This is a genomic window from Streptomyces sp. 3MP-14 (assembly GCF_006334905.2).
Taxonomy (GTDB): Bacteria; Actinomycetota; Actinomycetes; order Streptomycetales; family Streptomycetaceae; genus Streptomyces; species Streptomyces triticirhizae.
Window position 1 is genome coordinate 94300 of the sequence record NZ_VDLZ02000013.1, and the last position, 18187, is coordinate 112486.

The 18187-nt window shown below is 70.5% G+C and carries 17 protein-coding genes and 1 tRNA gene; 11 read left to right on the top strand and 7 right to left on the bottom strand.

Annotation, left to right across the window (positions count from 1 at the left end):
• Positions 1 to 4: 4 nt before the first annotated feature.
• From yidC to rpmH, 4 genes are read right to left on the bottom strand one after another with little or no spacing between them, the layout of a single operon-like run.
• Positions 5 to 1153: a membrane protein insertase YidC gene (gene yidC / locus FH609_RS21325; RefSeq protein ID WP_139670299.1), complete on the bottom strand. Its 1149-nt coding sequence runs from the start codon at positions 1151 to 1153 to the stop codon at positions 5 to 7.
• 12 nt (positions 1154 to 1165) lie between these two features.
• Positions 1166 to 1480: a membrane protein insertion efficiency factor YidD gene (gene yidD / locus FH609_RS21330; RefSeq protein WP_139670062.1), complete on the bottom strand. Its 315-nt coding sequence runs from the start codon at positions 1478 to 1480 to the stop codon at positions 1166 to 1168.
• Positions 1477 to 1845 (bottom strand): ribonuclease P protein component, encoded by a 369-nt coding sequence (gene rnpA / locus FH609_RS21335; protein WP_122183413.1) that lies wholly within the window; start codon positions 1843 to 1845, stop codon positions 1477 to 1479. Before rnpA ends, yidD begins: the two co-directional genes overlap by 4 nt.
• A 23-nt stretch (positions 1846 to 1868) precedes the next feature.
• The gene (rpmH, locus tag FH609_RS21340) at positions 1869 to 2006 is read right to left on the bottom strand and encodes a 50S ribosomal protein L34 (protein WP_062209723.1); all 138 of its coding nucleotides are present in this window, start codon (positions 2004 to 2006) and stop codon (positions 1869 to 1871) included.
• A 392-nt stretch (positions 2007 to 2398) separates the two neighbouring features.
• Between rpmH and dnaA the strand changes: the two genes are divergently transcribed.
• From dnaA to FH609_RS21385, 9 genes are all read left to right on the top strand, one after another.
• Positions 2399 to 4156 (top strand): chromosomal replication initiator protein DnaA, encoded by a 1758-nt coding sequence (gene dnaA / locus FH609_RS21345; protein WP_139670064.1) that lies wholly within the window; start codon positions 2399 to 2401, stop codon positions 4154 to 4156.
• An 888-nt stretch (positions 4157 to 5044) separates the two neighbouring features.
• Positions 5045 to 6175 carry a DNA polymerase III subunit beta gene (gene dnaN / locus FH609_RS21350; protein WP_139670066.1) on the top strand — a complete coding sequence of 377 codons (1131 nt, stop codon included), beginning with the start codon at positions 5045 to 5047 and terminating at the stop codon, positions 6173 to 6175.
• A 133-nt stretch (positions 6176 to 6308) separates the two neighbouring features.
• Complete coding sequence (gnd, locus tag FH609_RS21355; protein WP_139670068.1) at positions 6309 to 7187, top strand: phosphogluconate dehydrogenase (NAD(+)-dependent, decarboxylating); 879 nt, start codon at positions 6309 to 6311, stop codon at positions 7185 to 7187.
• 52 nt (positions 7188 to 7239) lie between these two features.
• The gene (recF, locus tag FH609_RS21360) at positions 7240 to 8379 is read left to right on the top strand and encodes a DNA replication/repair protein RecF (RefSeq protein WP_139670070.1); all 1140 of its coding nucleotides are present in this window, start codon (positions 7240 to 7242) and stop codon (positions 8377 to 8379) included.
• Between the two features lie 115 nt (positions 8380 to 8494).
• Positions 8495 to 9037: a DUF721 domain-containing protein gene (locus tag FH609_RS21365; protein ID WP_226961872.1), complete on the top strand. Its 543-nt coding sequence runs from the start codon at positions 8495 to 8497 to the stop codon at positions 9035 to 9037.
• Between the two features lie 259 nt (positions 9038 to 9296).
• Positions 9297 to 11354, top strand: a complete 2058-nt coding sequence (gene gyrB / locus FH609_RS21370) for a DNA topoisomerase (ATP-hydrolyzing) subunit B (RefSeq protein ID WP_139670074.1) — start codon at positions 9297 to 9299, stop codon at positions 11352 to 11354.
• 50 nt (positions 11355 to 11404) lie between these two features.
• On the top strand, positions 11405 to 13993 hold the full coding sequence (gene gyrA, locus FH609_RS21375) for a DNA gyrase subunit A (RefSeq protein ID WP_139670076.1): 2589 nt from the start codon (positions 11405 to 11407) through the stop codon (positions 13991 to 13993).
• 165 nt (positions 13994 to 14158) lie between these two features.
• On the top strand, positions 14159 to 14782 hold the full coding sequence (locus FH609_RS21380) for a DUF3566 domain-containing protein (protein ID WP_139670078.1): 624 nt from the start codon (positions 14159 to 14161) through the stop codon (positions 14780 to 14782).
• Positions 14783 to 14872: 90 nt separating this feature from the next.
• A tRNA-Ile gene (locus tag FH609_RS21385) sits at positions 14873 to 14949 on the top strand.
• Positions 14950 to 15048: 99 nt separating this feature from the next.
• Here the strand turns inward: FH609_RS21385 and FH609_RS21390 are convergent.
• From FH609_RS21390 to FH609_RS21400, 3 genes are all read right to left on the bottom strand, one after another.
• A complete protein-coding gene (locus FH609_RS21390; RefSeq protein ID WP_139670080.1) occupies positions 15049 to 16089 on the bottom strand; it encodes a DUF3558 family protein in 1041 nt (346 codons plus the stop codon).
• Between the two features lie 138 nt (positions 16090 to 16227).
• Entirely contained in the window at positions 16228 to 16674 is a 447-nt protein-coding gene (locus FH609_RS21395; RefSeq protein WP_139670082.1) for a DUF4267 domain-containing protein, read from the bottom strand.
• 39 nt (positions 16675 to 16713) lie between these two features.
• A complete protein-coding gene (locus tag FH609_RS21400; protein WP_139670084.1) occupies positions 16714 to 17100 on the bottom strand; it encodes a VOC family protein in 387 nt (128 codons plus the stop codon).
• Positions 17101 to 17253: 153 nt separating this feature from the next.
• Between FH609_RS21400 and FH609_RS21405 the strand changes: the two genes are divergently transcribed.
• Positions 17254 to 17835: a TetR family transcriptional regulator gene (locus FH609_RS21405; protein ID WP_139670086.1), complete on the top strand. Its 582-nt coding sequence runs from the start codon at positions 17254 to 17256 to the stop codon at positions 17833 to 17835.
• A 196-nt stretch (positions 17836 to 18031) separates the two neighbouring features.
• Complete coding sequence (locus FH609_RS21410) at positions 18032 to 18169, top strand: DLW-39 family protein (RefSeq protein ID WP_170184714.1); 138 nt, start codon at positions 18032 to 18034, stop codon at positions 18167 to 18169.
• The last annotated feature ends 18 nt before the right edge of the window (positions 18170 to 18187 follow it).

An 18187-nucleotide genomic window follows, 5' to 3' on the forward strand; every position in this document is an offset into this window, starting at 1 on the left:
CCTTCTACTTCTTGCTCTTGGCGGACGGCTTCGGCTTGCGGGCCTGGGACTTCTTCGCCTGCTGCCCCCGCTGCTTCTTCTGCGGCTGGGACCCCTCGGACGACCGCGCCTGGCCGTTCTGCCCGTTCTGGCTGGCCTGGTCGCCGCCGCTCTTGCCGTTCTGCTGCGGCTTGTCCAGCCGGGAGGGGGCGGACGCCGCCTGCTTCTTCGCCGGCTGGGCGCCGGTGCCGGACTGCCGCTGGGACCGGGTCTGCCGCTTGCGCTGGTTGCGGACGGTCCGGGTGGCCTCGGCGGACTTCTTCGCGGCCTCTTCCTCCTCCTGGGGGAGCTTGCCCTTCTTGCGCAGCCGCTCCTGCCGCTGCTGGAAGGCCAGGCTGCCCGGGGTGGGGTTCCGCGTGATCACGTACATCTGCTGGCCCAGGGTCCAGACGTTGGTGGTCAGCCAGTAGATCAGCACACCCACCGGGAAGTTCACGCCGAAGACGGCGAACATGATCGGGAAGATGTACATCAACATCTTCTGCTGGTTCATGAACGGCGTCTTGACCGTGAGGTCGACGTTCTTCGTCATCAGCTGCCGCTGGGTGAAGAACTGCGACGCCGACATCAGCACGATCATGATGACGGTGACGATGCGGACGTTGGCCTGGGAGGCACCCAGCTCGGCGACCTGGGACGCGCTGTCCATGAAGCGGGTGGCGATCGGAGCGCCGAAGATCGTCGCCTCACGGGCGGACTCGACCTGGTCCCGGTTGAGGACGCCGACGACCTTGTCGCTGGCGATGTGGTTGAGCACCTGGAAGAGCGCGATGAAGAAGGGAGACTGCGCCAGGATCGGGAGACAGCTGGCGAGCGGGTTGGTGCCCGTCTCCTTGTACAGCTTCATCATCTCTTCGGACTGGCGCTGCCGGTCGTTCTTGTAGCGCTCCTGGATCTTCTTCATCCGTGGTTGGAGCGCCTGCATGTTGCGGGTGGCCTTGATCTGCTTCACGAAGAGCGGGATCAGGGCGATCCGGATGACCACCACCAGGGAGAAGATCGACAGCCCCCAGGCCCAGCCGCTGTCCTCGTCGAAGACCAGACTGTAGAGGCTGTGGAACTGGACGACGATCCACGAAACGGCGATATAGAGGGGGGAGAGGATCGAATTGATCGTGTCCACGGATCAAGCTCCTTGGGCATTGTTGGGGGCACCCCCGGGAGAGGCGGGGTTGAACGACCGGTGCCGCAGTCGGTCCCGCAGTGACCGATGCCAGACCGGGCGCTTGCGCGGCGGAACGTGATCGACTCCACCCGGCGACCAGGGGTTGCAGCGCAGAATGCGCCAAGCGGTGAGGGCCGTCCCCTTGAGCGCTCCATGCCGGTCGATGGCGCCATATCCGTAGTGGGAACACGACGGATAGTAACGGCAGACCGGGCCGAGAAGGGGGCTGATCGTCCACTGATACAGCTTGATCAGCAGCAGCAGCGGGTACTTCATCCGCGTACCCCTCCCAGTAGCCGCTCCAGTGCGGCGTCCAGCTCGCGAGCCAGCTGGTCGAACGCGGCTCGCTCCGCGCCCGGCAGGGCCCGCACCACCACCAGGCTACCGGCGGGCAGCGCGGTCAGCCGGGCCCGGACCAGGTGACGTAGCCGACGCTGGACGCGGTGGCGGACCACCGCGTTCCCCACGGCCTTGCTGACGACGAAACCCGCACGTGGCGGTGAGGGTGTCCCCTCCGCCAGGTGCGGGTCCGTTCCATCGCTCAGATGGACGACGAGATGCGGGCGTCCGGCCCTGCGACCTCGGCGCATCGCGGTCGCGAAGTCCTCGCGCCGCCTCAGCCGGTTCTCGGAGGGCAGCACCGCATGGACCAGTGGTCAGTGGTTCAGGCCGACAGCCGGGCGCGGCCCTTGGCACGACGGTTGGCGACGATGGCGCGGCCGGCACGCGTCCGCATCCGCAGCCGGAAGCCGTGGGTCTTGGCCCTGCGCCGGTTGTTCGGCTGGAAAGTGCGCTTGCTCACTCGGGGACTCCAGAGATCTTCGGTGTACCGGCACAGGTCGGCCGAGACAGATGTGGACCGTCGTTGGCTGTCACCGTGCGCCCGCGAGACCATCGCAACGCCCGAGTCAGCCGCTCACACCTCTGGTCGGAGGCGGGCCATCGGAGGCAGGCGGCAGCAGCCATCGACGACTCGACCTGGCAACGGTACGCGCGAGGCGAGCCACAGGTCAAACTCGGACGGCGCATCCCTGTACACAGCCTGTGGACAACGACTTGATGCGCGGACCTCGCGCTGACTAACGTGACTGAACTCGGAATCTTTCCCGATCGCCCCCGGCGTCACACCCACAGGTGCCCGCCAACACAGCGCCATCCCTGAGCGCCACCCCTGCGAGTGAGAGAGCGTGCCTCGTGGCTGACCTTCCAGCGGACCTTGCAGCGGTCTGGCCCCGGGCTCTGACGACGATGCTCTCCGACGGCCAGCGCCTGGAGTCCAAGGACCACCGCTGGCTCCAGGACTGCCAACCGCTGGCCCTGGTCTCCGGGACGGCCCTCCTGGGCGTGCCCAACGAGTACGCGAAGAACGTGTTGGAGGGGCGGCTGGCGCCGCTGATCAGCGAGGCGCTGAGCCGCGAGTGCGGCCAGCCGGTCCGGCTGGCCATCACCGTCACGGCTCCGCCGGCGGAGTCCGCGCCGCCCCCACCGTCCATCCCCGAGCAGGCCGGCCCCCGGGCCGAGCCGCCCACGGACGACGGCGGCTACCAGAAGTACGACGGGTACGGCGGCGAGGGTCGGCGCGAGCCGGGACCCGAGGCGCGCCCCGCGTACCCCGACCGCCACCAGCCGCCGCCCCAGGAGAGCCCGCCGTGGCGGCAGCCGCACGGGGACTACCCCTCCTACGGCCGCTCGGAGGGCTTCGACTCCTCCTCCTACGGTGAACAGGCGTATGGCGAGCGCGGGTTCGGCGAGCAGTCCTTCCAGGAGCAGCGGTACGGGGAACGTTCCTACGGCGGGGAGCCGCGCTACGGCGAGCAGCGGTACGGCCGTTACGACTCCGGCGACCGGCCCGGGGCCTCCGGCGGCGCGCCCGGGCCGCTGGCCGCCCAGCCGGCGCCGGCGACCGGGCCGGGGGAGCCGACCGCGCGGCTCAACCCGAAGTATCTCTTCGACACCTTCGTCATCGGCGCCTCCAACCGCTTCGCCCACGCGGCGGCCGTGGCGGTGGCCGAGGCGCCGGCGAAGGCGTACAACCCGCTCTTCATCTACGGGGAGTCCGGGCTCGGCAAGACGCATCTGCTGCACGCCATCGGGCACTACGCCCGCAGCCTCTATCCGGGCACCCGGGTGCGCTACGTCAGCTCCGAGGAGTTCACCAACGAGTTCATCAACTCGATCAGGGACGGCAAGGCCGACGCCTTCCGCAAGCGCTACCGGGACATGGACATCCTCCTGGTGGACGACGTGCAGTTCCTGGCGAGCAAGGAGTCCACGCAGGAGGAGTTCTTCCACACCTTCAACACCCTGCACAACGCCAACAAGCAGATCGTGCTCTCCTCCGACCGGCCGCCCAAGCAGCTGATCACGCTGGAGGACCGGCTGCGCAACCGCTTCGAGTGGGGACTGATCACGGACGTCCAGCCGCCGGAGCTGGAGACCCGGATCGCGATCCTGCGGAAGAAGGCGGTCCAGGAGCAGTTGAACGCCCCGCCCGAGGTGCTGGAGTTCATCGCCTCGCGGATCTCCCGCAACATCAGGGAACTTGAGGGCGCGCTGATCAGGGTGACGGCGTTCGCCAGCCTCAACCGGCAGCCGGTGGACCTGGGGCTGACGGAGATCGTGTTGAAGGACCTGATCCCGGGCGGCGAGGACGCCACCCCCGAGATCACGGCGGACGCCATCACCTCGGCCGTCGCCGACTACTTCGGCCTGACCATCGAGGACCTGGCGGGCTCCTCGCGCAGCCGCATCCTGGTCACGGCGCGACAGATCGCCATGTATCTGTGCCGGGAGTTGACCGATCTCTCGCTGCCGAAGATCGGTCAGCACTTCGGCGGGCGCGACCACACGACGGTGATGCACGCGGACCGCAAGATCAGGGCGCTGATGGCCGAGCGGCGCTCCATCTACAACCAGGTCACCGAGCTCACCAACCGCATCAAGAACGGCTGAGCCGGAACGCTCGGGCGTCACCGAGGGTCGCCGCCGGCGCCTCCACGCACGCCCCCGCCGGCCCGTAAGCCGTCGTCGAACCGGCCGTTCACCGCAGCGCCCCCGAGGTCTCGCCTCGGGGGCGCTGTTCGATTAGCGAGCCGGGCCACTCGTGTTTTCGTGGTTCTCCCAGGTTTCCCACAGATTCGGCGAGTTGTCGTCGTCCACACCCTGTGAGGTTGGCGTGTCGTCCAGATCTCCGTCCACAGGCCGGCGGGGAACGGGGGACAACCGCAGGTCAGGTGCCTGTGGATGTGTGGAGAACGCTCGTCCACAGCCTGTGGACGAGCGAGGATCGCCCCGAGGCCCGTTCGGCGTTGTCCACCGACCAGGGTCAGCTACCCACAGGATGAGGGGAGTTGTACACAGCCAATCCACAGGTTTATCCACTGTTCGGCAACATAACGCGCCGCCTCACCGGGTCGAGTGAATCAGGTCACAGGAAGCTGCCGCGTGGCCTGTGGGCAACCGCTCCGAAACTGGGGACAGAGCTGTTGAGAACTCGGGGTGTCCTGGGGATGGCCTGTGCACAACCGGCGGCCGTCCACAGGAGGGGCTGCTTCGTCCACCGCTCCGCCCACAGGGCATGTGGACAGAAAACCGGCTCTGAGCAGGGGAATTGGAGTTATCCACCGTTTCCACAGGCCCTACTACTACGACTACGGATATAAGCCGGGAGACTCGATTCGAAGTGGGGGCTGTGCACAACCGGGCTCGGGGACGACCTACCCAGCGCGCCTCGATTTGACTCGCCGGAGCACCTACTGTCAGTGGCGTGCGTCAGACTGGGGGCCCAACAAGACGGGGCCAACGGCGACGAGCGGCCAGCAACTGCGGGAGGCGGCTGAAGTGAAGATCCGGGTGGAACGCGATGTGCTCGCGGAGGCGGTGGCATGGGCCGCCCGCAGCCTGCCGGCCCGACCGCCGGTGCCGGTGCTCGCCGGGCTGCTGTTGAAGGCGGAGGAGGGCGCGTTGAGCCTCTCCGGCTTCGACTACGAGGTCTCGGCGCGGGTGTCGGTCGAGGTCGACGTGGAGGACGAGGGGACGGTCCTGGTCTCCGGGCGGCTGCTGGCCGACATCTGCCGTTCGCTGCCCAACCGCCCGGTGGAGATCTCCTCGGACGGCGTGCGGGTCACGGTGGTCTGCGGCTCCTCGCGGTTCACCCTGCACACCCTCCCCGTCGAGGAGTACCCGGCGCTGCCGCAGATGCCGACGGCCACGGGCACGGTCTCGGCTGAGGTCTTCGCCTCGGCGGTCTCCCAGGTGGCCATCGCCGCCGGCCGGGACGACACGCTGCCGGTGCTCACCGGCGTCCGGGTCGAGATCGAGGGCGACACGGTGACGCTCGCCTCGACGGACCGATACCGCTTCGCGGTGCGGGAGTTCCTGTGGAAGCCGGAGGTCGCGGACATCTCCGCCGTCGCCCTGGTCCCGGCCAAGACGCTGCTGGACACGGCGAAGTCCCTCAGCGGCGGCGACACGGTCTCCCTGGCGCTCTCCGGCTCCGGGGCCGGCGAGGGGCTGATCGGCTTCGAGGGCGCCGGCCGGCGCACCACGACGCGGCTGCTGGAGGGCGACCTCCCCAAGTACCGCACGCTCTTCCCCACCGAGTTCAACTCGGTGGCCGTGATCGAGACCGCGCCCTTCGTCGAGGCCGTCAAGCGCGTGGCCCTGGTCGCCGAGCGCAACACCCCGGTCCGGCTCAACTTCGAGCAGGGCGTGCTGATCCTGGAGGCCGGCTCCAGCGACGACGCACAGGCTGTGGAGCGGGTCGACGCCCAGCTGGAGGGCGACGACATCTCGATCGCCTTCAACCCCGGCTTCCTGCTGGAGGGCCTCAGCGCCATCGACTCCCCGGTGGCCCAGCTCTCGTTCACCACCTCCACCAAGCCGGCGCTGCTGAGCGGCCGGCCCGCCGTGGACGCCGAGGCGGACGAGGCCTACAAGTACCTGATCATGCCCGTTCGGCTGAGCGGCTGAGCCCCGGGCCCGTCGTGGACGGCTCGCCGGCGCGCCCCCGCTGATCTGCGCTTTTGAGCGCCCGACCCCACAGGTGTGCGTGCGGGGTCGGGCGTAGGCTCGGCCTCAGGTACAACGCTACGAAGGAGTCCTGATGGAGCTGGGTCTCGTGGGCCTCGGCCGCATGGGCGGCAACATGCGCGAGCGCATCCGCCGGGCCGGTCACACCGTCGTGGGGTACGCCCCCGACACCGAGTCCGCGGATGTGGGCAGCCTGCGGGAGATGGTGGACGCGCTGGCCGCGCCCCGGGTGGTGTGGCTGATGGTGCCGGCGGGCGAGGCGACCCAGTCCGTCGTGGACGAGCTGAGCGAGCTGCTCTCCCCCGGGGACGTGGTGGTGGACGGCGGGAACTCCCGCTGGACGGACGACGCCCGGCACGCGGCGGAGTTGTCCACCAGGGGCATCGGCTTTGTGGACTGCGGCGTCTCCGGCGGGGTCTGGGGCCTGGAGAACGGCTATGCGCTGATGTACGGCGGCGAGCTTGAGCATGTGGAGCGGGTGCGGCCGGTCTTCGACGCCCTGAAGCCGCCCGGGGAGTCCGGGGCGGTGCACGCGGGCAGCGTGGGCGCCGGGCACTTCGCCAAGATGGTGCACAACGGCATCGAGTACGCGATGATGCAGGCGTTCGCCGAGGGCTGGGAGTTGCTGGAGGCGGCCAAGGAGGTCACCGACGTCCGCGAGGTGTTCCGCTCCTGGCAGGAGGGGACGGTGATCCGTTCCTGGCTGTTGGACCTGGCGGTCCGGGCGCTCGACGACGACGAGCACCTGGAGCGGCTGCGGGGCTACGCCGCCGACTCCGGCGAGGGCCGGTGGACGGTCGAGGCGGCGGTGGACCACGCGGTGCCGCTGCCGACGATCACCGCCTCGCTGTTCGCGCGGTTCTCCTCCCGGCAGGAGGACTCGCCGCAGATGAAGATGGTCGCCGCGCTGCGCAACCAGTTCGGCGGCCACGCCGTGCGGAGTTCCTCGTAGTCCTGACGGGGAGCGCCGACGGGCGGTTCGATCGGGGAGGTTGGCCCACGCCGTGCACCTGACACATCTCTCGTTGGCCGACTTCCGGTCGTACGCCGGGGCCGAGGTGGAACTCGGCCCCGGGGTCTCGTGTTTCCTCGGCCCCAACGGCCAGGGCAAGACCAACCTGGTGGAGGCCGTCGGCTATCTGGCGACGCTGGGCAGCCACCGGGTCGCCGCCGACGCGCCGCTGGTGCGGATGGGCGCGGAGCGCGCGGTGCTGCGGGCCCTGGTGCGGGAGGGCGAGCGCCAGCAGCTGGTGGAGCTGGAGGTGAACCCGGGCCGCGCCAACCGGGCCCGGCTCAACCGTTCGACGCAGGTGCGCCCCCGCGACCTGCTGGGCATCGTGCGCACGGTGTTGTTCGCGCCGGAGGACCTGCGGCTGGTCAAGGGGGACCCGACGGAGCGCCGGCGGTTCCTCGACGAGTTGGTGACGGCGAGGGTGCCCAGGCTGGCCGGCGTGCGGGCCGAGTACGAACGGGTGTTGAAGCAGCGGAACTCGCTGTTGAAGTCGGCGGCGATGGCCCGGCGGCACGGCGGTCGCGGCATGGACCTGTCGACGTTGGACGTCTGGGACCAGCATCTGGCGCGGGTGGGCGCGGAGTTGGTGGTGCGGCGGCTGTCCCTGCTGGAGGCGCTGCGGCCGTTGGCCGACAAGGCGTACGAGCAGGTGGCGCCCGGCGGCGGCCCGGTGGTGCTGGAGTACCGGGGCTCGACGGTCGAGGAGGGCACGGGCGCGGTCGGCCGCGCGGAGCACGAGGCACTGCTGGCGGCCGCGTTGACCGAGGCCAGGCCACGGGAGATCGAGCGCGGCGTGACGCTGGTCGGCCCGCACCGGGACGATCTGCTGGTGCGGCTCGGCGAGTTCCCGGCCAAGGGCTACGCCAGCCACGGCGAGTCCTGGTCGTTGGCGCTGGCGTTGCGGCTGGCCTCGTACGGGCTGCTGCGCGAGGAGGGGCCCGAGCCGATCCTGATCCTGGACGACGTCTTCGCCGAGCTGGACGCCCGACGCCGGCACCGGCTGGCCGAGTTGGTGGTCTCGGCCGAGCAGGTGCTGGTCACGGCGGCGGTTCCGGAGGACGTGCCGGAGATCCTGGCCGGCACCCGCTTCGAGGTCTCCGAGGGGGAGGTCACCCGTGTCGTGGCCGAGTGACGCGGGGGGCGCGCGGCGCGCCTCGGGCGGTGACCGCGCGCGGGGCGGAGACCGTCCACAGGCTGTGGACGGCGCGCGGGGCGCGGCGGGGCAAGGCGCCCCCGAGCAGGGCGCGTTGACGGAGAACGCCGACGCGGGCGGCGGGAGCCCCGAGACCCCCGAGGTGTCCGGCGTCGACCTGGCGCGGGTCGCGCTGCGGGCGGCCAAGGAGCGCGCGCGGGAGCGCGGCGCGCTGGTGCGGCAGCGCCGGGAGGCGCGCAACGGCGGCCTGCGCTCCGGAGCGCGCGCCGGCGGCCGCGATCCGCTGCCGCTGGGCGCGGCGGTGGCCCGGCTCTCCGTCGAGCGCGGCTGGGAGATGCCGCTGGCGGTCGGCGGAGTCCTCGGCCGCTGGCCGGAGTTGGTCGGCCCCGAGGTGGCGCAGCACTGCGCGCCGGAGAGCTACGACGAGGAGAGCCGGGTGTTGACGGTGCGCTGCGATGCCACTGCCTGGGCCACCCAGCTGCGGCTGCTGGCCCCCCAGCTGCTCGCGCGGCTGAACGCCGATCTCGGCCGGGGCACCGTGAAGTTGATCAAGGTGTTCGGCCCAGCCGCTCCGCACCGCACCCCGGGGCGGCTGCGCGCTCCCGGGTCGCGGGGGCCGGGTGACACCTATGGGTAGGGCTGGACGCGGGTGATCGGGAGTGATCCCGGTCACGTCCTCGGAGGTTGACAGGTGGAAGCGCTGAGCGCCGTTGTGAACGGATCAGGGGCCCCGGTCACATATGGGGAGTCGTCGGAGGCCGGTTGAGGGCGGCACATGGGGGCTGAGAGCCCGGCAAACCGCCGTTACGGTTCGCGCTAGCGGTAGACTGGCGACTACCGCCCCGTTGCGGACCATGTCGAACGACGCAGCCGCTCCCCAGAGCCGGAGTCGGCTTGTGCTGTGCCAGAAAGGGCGCTTCGTGGCCGATTCCGGCGATGCCAACAAGAACACTCCGTCCTCCGCCGATTCGACGGACGTTCCCCCCTCCTACGACGCCAGCGCGATCACCGTGCTGGAGGGGCTGGACGCGGTCCGCAAGCGGCCGGGCATGTACATCGGGTCCACCGGCGAACGCGGGCTCCACCACCTGGTCGCCGAGGTCGTGGACAACTCCGTGGACGAGGCCCTGGCCGGCCACGCGGACCGGATCGACGTCACGATCCTGGCCGACGGCGGCGTCCGCGTGATCGACAACGGCCGTGGAATCCCGGTGGACATGGTCCCCTCGGAGGGCAAGCCGGCGGTCGAGGTCGTGCTCACCGTGCTGCACGCCGGCGGCAAGTTCGGGGGCGGCGGCTACGCCGTCTCCGGCGGTCTGCACGGCGTCGGCGTCTCCGTGGTCAACGCGCTGTCCAGGCGGGTCGCCGTCGACGTCAAGCGGGACGGCTACCGCTGGACCCAGGAGTACGAGCTGGGCGTCCCCACCGCCCCGTTGGCGCGGAACGAGGAGACGGACGAGACCGGCACCACGGTCACCTTCTGGGCCGACGGCGACATCTTCGAGACCACCGACTACAGCTTCGAGACGCTCTCCCGGCGCTTCCAGGAGATGGCGTTCCTCAACCGCGGCCTGACGATCACCCTCACCGACGAGCGGGCCGCCGCCAAGCAGACCTCGGGCGCCGACTCGGCCGCCCCGGCCGACGACGACCAGCCGCGCTCGGTCACGTACCACTACGAAGGCGGCATCGCGGACTTCGTGCGCCACCTCAACTCCCGCAAGGGCGAGCCGGTGCACGCCTCGGTGATCGAGATCGAGTCCGAGGACGTGGAGCGGAAGATCTCGGTGGAGATCGCGATGCAGTGGAACACCCAGTTCAGCGAGGGTGTCTACAGCTTCGCCAACACCATCCACACGCACGAGGGCGGCACCCACGAGGAGGGCTTCCGGGCGGCGCTCACCGCCCTGGTGAACAAGTACGCCAGGGAGAAGAAGCTGCTGCGCGAGAAGGACGACAACCTCACCGGCGAGGACATCAGGGAGGGGCTCACCGCGATCATCTCGGTCAAGTTGGGCGAGCCGCAGTTCGAGGGCCAGACCAAGACCAAGCTGGGCAACACCGAGGCCAAGACCTTTGTCCAGAAGATCGTTTACGAGCACTTCTCCGACTGGCTCGACCGGAACCCGACCGAGGCCGCGGACATCATCCGCAAGGGCATCCAGGCCGCGACCGCCCGGGTCGCCGCCCGCAAGGCCCGTGACCTGACCCGCCGCAAGGGCCTGTTGGAGACGGCCTCGCTGCCCGGCAAGCTCAGCGACTGCCAGTCCAACGACGCCACCAAGAGCGAGATCTTCATCGTCGAGGGCGACTCCGCCGGCGGCAGCGCCAAGTCCGGGCGCGACCCGCAGTACCAGGCGATCCTTCCGATCCGGGGCAAGATCCTCAACGTGGAGAAGGCCAGGATCGACAAGGTCTTGCAGAACACCGAGGTCCAGGCGCTGATCTCGGCCTTCGGCACCGGCATCCACGAGGACTTCGACATCTCGAAGCTCCGCTATCACAAGATCATCCTGATGGCGGACGCCGACGTCGACGGGCAGCACATCAACACCCTGCTGCTCACCCTGCTGTTCCGCTTCATGCGGCCGCTGGTCGAGGCCGGCCACGTCTACCTGTCGCAGCCGCCCCTCTACAAGATCAAGTGGGGTCGCGACGAGTTCGAGTACGCCTACTCGGACCGCGAGCGCGACAGCCTGATCCGGCTGGGCCGGGAGCGCGGCAAGCGGATCAAGGAGGACTCGATCCAGCGGTTCAAGGGCCTGGGCGAGATGAACGCCGAGGAACTGCGGATCACCACCATGGACATGGCCCACCGGGTGCTGCGCCTGGTCACGTTGGATGACGCGGCCGCCGCCGACGACCTGTTCTCGATCCTGATGGGCGAGGACGTGGAGGCCAGGCGCTCGTTCATCCAGCGCAACGCCAAGGACGTCCGGTTCCTGGACATCTGACGCCGGCCATCCGGCTCCCCACCGCTGTTTGAAAGGAATCGACCTCCAGCATGGCCGACGAGAACCTCCCCACCCCGCCGTCGTCCGACCTCAACGAGTCGGGCGCGCTCCGCATCCAGCCGGTGACGCTCGAAACCGAGATGCAGCGCTCGTACCTCGACTACGCGATGAGCGTGATCGTCTCGCGCGCGCTCCCCGACGTGCGCGACGGGCTCAAGCCCGTGCACCGGCGCGTGCTCTACGCCATGTACGACGGCGGGTACCGGCCGGAGCGCGGGTACTACAAGTGCGCGCGCGTGGTCGGCGACGTGATGGGCACCTACCACCCGCACGGCGACACCTCGATCTACGACGCCCTGGTGCGGCTGGCCCAGCCCTGGGCGATGCGGATGCCGTTGGTCGACTCCAACGGGAACTTCGGCTCCCCGGGCAACGACCCGGCCGCCGCCATGCGGTACACCGAGTGCCGGATGGCGCCGCTGGCGATGGAGACGCTCCGGGACATCGACGAGGAGACCGTCGACTTCCAGGACAACTACGACGGCCGGAACCAGGAGCCGACGGTGCTGCCGTCGCGCTTCCCGAACCTGCTGGTCAACGGCTCGGCCGGGATCGCGGTCGGCATGGCCACCAACATCCCCTCGCACAACCTGCGGGAGGTGGCCGCCGGCGCCCAGTGGTACCTGGAGCACCCGGACGCCGAGCCGGACGAGCTGCTGGACGCGCTGATCGAGCGGATCAAGGGCCCCGACTTCCCGACCGGCGCGCTGGTCGTCGGCCGCAAGGGCATCGAGGAGGCGTACCGCACCGGGCGCGGCTCCATCACCATGCGGGCCGTGATCGAGGTCGAGGAGATCCAGGGCCGGCAGTGCCTGGTGGTCACCGAACTGCCCTACCAGGTCAATCCGGACAACCTCGCGCAGAAGATCGCCGAACTGGTCAAGGACGGTCGGGTCTCGGGCATCGCCGATGTGCGCGACGAGACCTCGTCCCGCACCGGCCAGCGCCTGGTGATCGTGCTCAAGCGGGACGCCGTCGCCAAGGTGGTCCTCAACAACCTCTACAAGCACACCGACCTCCAGACCAACTTCGGCGCCAACATGCTGGCGCTGGTCGACGGCGTGCCGCGCACCCTCTCGCTGGACGCGTTCATCCGCTGCTGGGTCGCCCACCAGGTCGACGTCGTGGTCCGCCGCACCCGCTACCGGCTGCGCAAGGCCGAGGAGCGGGCGCACATCCTGCGCGGGCTGCTGGCCGCGCTGGACGCGATCGAGGAGGTCATCGCGCTGATCCGGCGCAGCGAGACGGTGGACGTCGCGCGCCAGGGGCTGATGGGCCTGCTCAGCATCGACGAGATCCAGGCCAACGCCATCCTGGAGATGCAGCTGCGCCGGCTGGCCGCCCTGGAGCACCAGAAGATCACCGCGGAGCGGAACGAGCTGGAGGGCCGCATCCGCGAGTACAACGCGATCCTCGCCTCGCCCGAGCGGCAGCGGCAGATCATCGGCGACGAACTGACCGCGATCGTCGAGAAGTACGGTGACGACCGGCGGACCAAGCTGGTGCCCTTCGAGGGGGACATGTCCATCGAGGACCTGATCGCCGAGGAGGACATCGTCGTCACCATCACCCGTGGCGGCTATGTGAAGCGCACCAAGACCGACGACTACCGGGCGCAGAAGCGCGGCGGCAAGGGCGTGCGCGGCACCAAGCTCCGCGAGGACGACATCGTCGACCACTTCTTCGTCTCCACCACCCACCACTGGCTGCTGTTCTTCACCAACAAGGGCCGGGTCTACCGGGCCAAGGCGTACGAGCTGCCGGACGCCGGGCGGGAGGCGCGCGGGCAGCACGTCGCCAACCTGCTGGCCTTCCAGCCCGACGAGCAGATCGCGGAGATCCTCGCCATCAGGGACTACGAGGCCGCGCCGTACCTGGTGCTGGCCACCAAGTCCGGGCTGGTGAAGAAGACCGCGCTCAAGGACTACGACTCGCCGCGCTCCGGCGGCGTCATCGCGATCAACCTCCGCGAGATGCCGGACGGAAGGGACGACGAACTGATCGGAGCCGAGCTGGTCTCGCCCGACGACGATCTGCTGCTGATCAGCAAGAAGGCCCAGTCGATCCGCTTCACCGCGACCGACGACTCGCTGCGCCCCATGGGGCGGGCCACCTCGGGCGTGAAGGGCATGAGCTTCCGCGAGGGCGACGAGCTGCTCTCGATGAACGTGGTGCGCGCCGGCACCTACGTCTTCACCGCGACGGACGGCGGCTACGCCAAGCGGACGCCGGTCGACGAGTACCGGGTCCAGGGCCGCGGCGGCCTCGGCATCAAGGCCGCCAAGATCGTGGAGGACCGGGGCTCCCTGGTGGGCGCGCTGGTGGTGGAGAGCACCGACGAGATCCTGGCCATCACGCTGGGCGGTGGGGTGATCCGCACGCGGGTCAATGAGGTCCGGGAGACCGGCCGTGACACCATGGGCGTCCAGCTGATCAACCTCGGGAAGCGGGACGCCGTCGTGGGCATCGCGCGGAACGCCGAGGCTGGTCGGGAGGCCGAGGAAGTCGAGGCCGAGTCCGCCGACGAGGCTCAGCCGGAGTCCGCCGACGGCACCGTGTCCGTGGGTGAAGAGGAGTAGAGCGTGAGTGGAGCCATGGGCGCCCCCACGGGCGGCGGCGGGAACGACGGCGGCGTGCCGCTTCCCCCCGAGAACCCGCCGGGGGGCGGCTATGGCTCGGGCTCCGGGGAAGGCGCACCCTGGAGCCAGGAATCCGCAAGCGACCCTTCCCCTGGGGGAACCACCATGACCAGTGCCAGACCGGCGGACTCCTCGCACCCGCAGGGCCGTTCGCAGGGCTCGGGCCAGCAGTACGGCACCCCGCCCGAGCAGCAGCACTACCACCCGCCGCAGGCCTACCCGGCGCCCCCGGGCGCGGCGCCCACGGTGGGGCAGCAGTCGCCGCAGCGGCCCCGCGCCGGCGGTGGTTCCCCGGCGGGGCCCGCGACGTCGGGCGGGGGCGTGCGCCGGCCGCGCACGGGCGCGCGCACCGTGCCGCGCGTCCGCAAGGCGCGGCTGCGGGTGGCCAAGACCGACCCGTGGTCGGTGATGAAGGTCAGCTTCCTGCTCTCCATCGCCCTGGGCATCTGCACCGTGATCGCGGTCGGCGTGCTGTGGATGGTGATGGACGCGATGGGCGTCTTCTCCACCATCGGCGAAACGATCACCCAGGCGACCGAGACCGACAGCGAGAGCGGCTTCGACCTGGAGTCGTTCCTCTCGCTGCCCCGGGTGCTCATCTTCACCACGGTGATCGCCGTGATCGACGTGGTGTTGGCCACCGCGCTGGCCACACTGGGCGCGTTCCTCTACAACCTCTCGGCGGGCTTCGTCGGCGGCGTCGAGGTGACCCTCGCCGAGGACGAGTAACGGGCACGCCGCACCGCCGGGAAGCCCGCTGCCAGGGCCCTTACCGATTTGGGCGCGGGGGCGGGCATACGCTAGCCTTGCCGTGCACGCGGGGCTATAGCTCAGATGGTTAGAGCGCATCCCTGATAAGGATGAGGCCACAGGTTCAAGTCCTGTTAGCCCCACCAGCGACAACGGCCCCGACCAGATCTGGTCGGGGCCGTTTCCTGTGCTGTTCCCCGTGCGCTGCCAACGGCAACGGCAACGGGCCGGGCCGGGGCGGGGGTTCAGCCGCCGACGGCCTCGGCGACGGCGGCCACCAGCTCGCTCTCCCGCGCGCCCGGCTCGGCGGGGGCGCCGACCGCCTCCGTGTAGGCGGCGCTGACCACCAGGACCCGGTCCCCCGAGATCACCCGCGACTCGAGATAGCCCTGGCTGGTGTCGAGGCGGGCTCCGTCGGCGATCTCCGGGGCGTTGATCTCCTCGGCGGGGGGCGCCCAGTTCGCCACGAACGTCGGGTCGGTGTACACGACGACGCCCAACGACGCCTCGTCGCCGGCGAAGTCGCAGCGCAGGCCGCCGGCGTCGTTCAGCACGGTGCGCACGGCGGCGGGTCGCTCGCCGATGACCTCGGCGGCGTGGGCCAGGTCGACCTCGGCGCACGGGCCCTCGGGCTCGCCGTCGGGGATGACCAGCTCCTCCGGCGCCCGCTCCAGGGCCGTGAAGGCGATCGTGGCGACGGCCTCGCCCAGCTCGGCGTCCGGGATGGCCGGCATCCCGCCGGGCGCCTCGTCGTAGGTGTAGGAGACGACCAGCCCGAGGTCGTCGTCGATGGCGCGCAGTTCACGGGACCTGACCGCGCCGCCCGGCGCGGTCAGCGCCAGCACCTCGGCGCGGTCGCCGAGCCCTTCCACCGGGCCGGTGTCCGAGCCGTCGAAGGGCGCGAAGAACTCCCCCTCCTCGGCGCCGGCGACGAGGTGGACCCACAGCCCTGAGAAGCCGGGTACGTCCTCCGCGTAGTAGCCGCAGCCGGCCAACCGCCCGCCCTGGGCCTGCGGCCCGATCGACCGCCCGGTGATGTGCAGGGTGGGAATGCCGAGGAGTTCGGCCAGTTCGGCGGGCTGGAACAGCTGGCACTCGTCGTACCCGGCCTGGGCGACCGGCTCCTCCGCCCCCTCCTCCGGCGGCGCCTCCCGGTCGGTGCCGGCGGTGGCCTCCGCGCCGTCGCCCGGGTCGTCCCCCGACGGGCCGATCGTGCCGCCGCTCGAACAGCCCGCCAGCAGGGCCATGGCCCCCAGCGCGACCGCCAGTCGAGAAGGCCATCTCATCGCTCACTCCAGAATCGTGGTACGCGGACTCGGGGGTGAGCGTCGCCGAGGGGGCTTTCCCGGCGCTTTCACGCGGCGGGAGTGCGCGCCCGAGGCCGGCCCCGGGGCAACGGGGCGGCGTCGGCGGGCGGTTGGTTGTCAGGCGGGCCGCGCGGCAGGCGCCGGGGTGGCGGCCCGGTGGGCCCTGCGGGCCTCGGCGGCCCTGCCGGTCTCGCGGAGGAGCAGCAGGCCGGTGAGCGCGATCAGCGCGGAGGTCAGGCCGTGGATGCCGAACGCGGCGGCGGCGGAGCCGTGGTGGGCCAGCACGTTGATCATGTCGCCGAACGGGGCGACGGCCTCCATCAGCAGGACCAGGCCCAGGGCGCGGCGGTGGCCCGTCACCAGCAGGATGCCGATGACCAGGCCCATCGCGAGTTCCCTGGTGCCCTTCATGACGAGGAAGCCGTCGCCGTTGCCGGCGGGCCAGTCCGGTAGGCCGACGCCCTGGGTGGACGCCTCGGGGGCCAGGACGAAGGACAGCCCGAGGTAGAGGACGAACAGGGCGCAGGCGGCGGTCAGTACGGTGTTGGTGTTCTTGAGCGACATGGTGCTTCTCCTCGGGAGTTCGGCCTGGGGGGCGCGGGTTCAGGGGCGGGCGCGGCCCGGGGTGAGGATCTCCATGAGGTGTCCCTCGGGGTCGTGGAAGTAGGTGCCTCTACGGCCTTCGGTGCGGCCGCTGCGATAGACCTGCCCGGCCTCCCGGCACGCGGGATCGCCGTAGTGGGTGATGCCGCCGCGCCGGAGGCGGGCGAGTGCGGCGTCGAACTCCCGCTCGCCGAGCAGGAACGCATAGTGGTTCGGCGCGAAGTCGTCGAACCGGTCGTAGTCCAGGCTGACCTCGTTGGCGAGCGTGACCGGGGTGAAGTGCGCCACCGGCGGATCGACGCTCAGGCCGAGGATGTCGGCCAGGAACCGGGCCGAGGCTTCCGGGTCACGGGCGGGGACGATGGTGTGGTTCAGCTCCACGGGCATGGTGACTCCTTGTCAGGGACGGGGCTTCGCGGGTGGGCCGCGCGGCTGCCGGCGACCCGGCAGGCTTTGCCAACGCTTGTTGGTCAACGCTTGTTGGCAACGGTAGGGGGGCTCATCTGGACTGTCAACACGCGTTGGCCTATGTTTGTTGGCATGACCGGCGCCACCGAGCCCCAGAGAGTCGCCCGGCGTTCCGACGTCACCCGGGCCGCGATCCTCGCCGCGGCCCGCGCGCGGTTCGCGGCGGACGGCTACGAGAAGGCGACCATCCGGGCCATCGCGCGCGACGCCAGGATCGACCCGTCGATGGTGATGCGCTACTACGGCAACAAGGCGGACCTGTTCGGCGCCGCCGTCGCGATGGACCCCGGGCTGCCCGACCTGCCCGTCGAGTCGCGCGAGGTGATCGGCCGCACGCTGGTGCGCCACTTCCTCACCCTGTGGGAGGAGAACGGGGAACTGACCGCGCTGCTGCGGGTCGGCGCCACCGAGCCCGCCGCCGCCGAGCGGATGCAGAGCGTGCTGCGCGACCAACTGATCCCGCTGGCCCGCCAGGTGGGCCCGGAGCCGGAGCAGGCGCCGACCCGGGCGGCGCTGTGCGCCTCGACCGTGCTGGGGCTCGCGCTGACACGCTATGTGCTGCGCTTCCCGGCAAGCGTGGCGCTCGACCCCGAGGAGATCGTGGACTGGCTCGGACCCACGATGCAGCGGTATCTCACCGCCCCCACCCCCTGAGGAACGCGCCGCTCCGCCGCTCACCGGCGGCCCCGACACCGGTCGCCGCGGGGCCCGTTCGCGGGTCGGCGACCGGCGAAGGGAACGCCCGTGCGGGCCTCGGGGGCCGGTTCGACCGAGCGCTTCGCGGCAGGACACGATTGGGTATCATCGGGCGCCAAGGTCCGATCACGTTGAAGAAGGACGAGGTAGCGCGGTGAAGAAGCTCCTCCTGGTAGCGGTGGCCGCCATCGGCGGACTGCTCGTCTACCGCCAGATCCAAGCGGACAAGGCCGAGCAGGATCTGTGGACGGAGGCGACCGACTCCGTGCCGGCCGGCTCCACGGGCGCCTGACGTCCGCACCACGGACTG

What these genes read in the sequence shown, in the direction of transcription:
- yidD (WP_139670062.1), bottom strand. Translation starts at nt 1,480, where the DNA reads ATGAAGTACCCGCTGCTGCTGCTGATCAAGCTGTATCAGTGGACGATC.
- gnd (WP_139670068.1), top strand. Translation starts at nt 6,309, where the DNA reads ATGGAGCTGGGTCTCGTGGGCCTCGGCCGCATGGGCGGCAACATGCGC.
- gyrA (WP_139670076.1), top strand. Translation starts at nt 11,405, where the DNA reads ATGGCCGACGAGAACCTCCCCACCCCGCCGTCGTCCGACCTCAACGAG.
- FH609_RS21380 (WP_139670078.1), top strand. Translation starts at nt 14,159, where the DNA reads ATGACCAGTGCCAGACCGGCGGACTCCTCGCACCCGCAGGGCCGTTCG.
- FH609_RS21390 (WP_139670080.1), bottom strand. Translation starts at nt 16,089, where the DNA reads ATGAGATGGCCTTCTCGACTGGCGGTCGCGCTGGGGGCCATGGCCCTG.
- FH609_RS21395 (WP_139670082.1), bottom strand. Translation starts at nt 16,674, where the DNA reads ATGTCGCTCAAGAACACCAACACCGTACTGACCGCCGCCTGCGCCCTG.
- FH609_RS21400 (WP_139670084.1), bottom strand. Translation starts at nt 17,100, where the DNA reads ATGCCCGTGGAGCTGAACCACACCATCGTCCCCGCCCGTGACCCGGAA.
- FH609_RS21405 (WP_139670086.1), top strand. Translation starts at nt 17,254, where the DNA reads ATGACCGGCGCCACCGAGCCCCAGAGAGTCGCCCGGCGTTCCGACGTC.